The sequence below is a fragment of the Burkholderia sp. WSM2232 genome, from assembly GCF_000472545.1.
In the GTDB taxonomy this organism is placed as follows: Bacteria; Pseudomonadota; Gammaproteobacteria; order Burkholderiales; family Burkholderiaceae; genus Paraburkholderia.
Map to the genome: position 1 here is coordinate 1 of NZ_AWZV01000072.1, position 1,240 is coordinate 1,240.

Sequence of the window (1,240 nt, forward strand, 5' to 3'; positions counted from 1 at the left end):
TGCTTGCCGATATCTCTGCCTTTTCCGCCTAGTTATCTGGTTGAACGGCAGTTGAAACCCCGGCAATCTGTCGGCAATCCGACCGGTAATGCGTCAATAACTCGAACGCGGACAGCGTCTGATGGCCGCCGCATTACTCCGGTAAATTGCCGCAGCAACGGGCAAACGAGCGGAGCGAGCACTGTCGATATGGTGGACACAGGCGCACGTCGATTGAAGCGGCCGCCTACGGTAAGCGGCAAGGCGTCAGGCAGCGCCGCGAGTGCGTCAATGAGCCGCTCGCCCGGTCGACGGCCAGCTGGTAAGGCGCGGCGTTGCCGATCGTCGGCAATTCCGTCGCTCGAATTGATTGACTGTTCCCCGCCGGTCAGCGTCTCGTGGAAAGAGCATGTCGCGCCGGGGCCCACGAGCCATGTGGCCCGGCGGGAGGCGGACCCGAATGAGCCATCCATTCAAAGAGACGGCCGAGGATCGCAGCCCGGCAGGAAAGGTATGCTAACCATAATCTGGCATCTGGCTAACTGTTCTCTGAAATCCGCGCGATCTTGCGCAGTACCAAGATGGCGTCTCCAAGCAACCTGCGCTCTTCAACGCTTGTCTTTGACAAAAGACCTGCGGTTAGCCAATCGGCTCTGACCTTCCTCTCCTTGCGCAGTTGCGCTCTGCCTGATGATGTCAGATGCACCAGATAGGCGCGTCCATCTTCGGCATCCTGTGTCGAACTGAGCAGCCCGGCATCGACAAGCTTCATCACAATGAGGCGCATTGTCTGATGAGTTACCCCTCTGATTCCTGCAAGCGTTGATATGCTGACAGGTCCGCTTTGCTCCAGATGCGCCAGAGTTTCGTTCTGCGCGGTCGACCGTGTACCGCTGTGCTCACGCACCACCCGCACAAGACTTCCCACGACGTCGCAGAGTGATTCCGCGAGCCGCATCGCTTCGTCATTGTCGGCTTTGGTTCGCCGCAGTTGCGCTTGCCGTTCGTCGGCCATGTCTAGCTGCCCTCGCGTAAGCGCGCAATAACAGCGGCAAGCGTATTGAGCCCCCAATGCTCGACGTACTGGCCGTCGCGCACGCGCACTATATCGATGACGTCGATCGTGAGCCGTTGATCGCTCGGCTCTATGCCAAACAGCGGCCCACTGTGAGTGCCCGAAATCGTCTTACGCGTCGTAACCTTGTCGCCGTCCACTAATTGCTCGTGAATCTCGACTCGCAGCCCCTCAAGCGCGGGCCGA

The 1,240-nt window shown here is 59.4% G+C and carries 2 protein-coding genes; both read right to left on the reverse strand.

What is annotated here, in order from left to right; all coding sequences use genetic code 11:
- Nucleotides 1–517 precede the first annotated feature (517 nt).
- Entirely contained in the window at nucleotides 518–994 is a 477-nt protein-coding gene (locus F757_RS34400; RefSeq protein WP_232221485.1) for a MarR family winged helix-turn-helix transcriptional regulator, read from the reverse strand.
- 2 nt (nucleotides 995–996) lie between these two features.
- On the reverse strand, nucleotides 997–1,240 hold a 244-nt coding region (locus F757_RS0129800), incomplete at its 5' end, for an ester cyclase (protein WP_027214519.1).

Bases quoted from the DNA above. Each gene is read 5' to 3' on its own strand.
- F757_RS34400 (WP_232221485.1), bottom strand. From the start codon at position 994: ATGGCCGACGAACGGCAAGCGCAACTGCGGCGAACCAAAGCCGACAAT.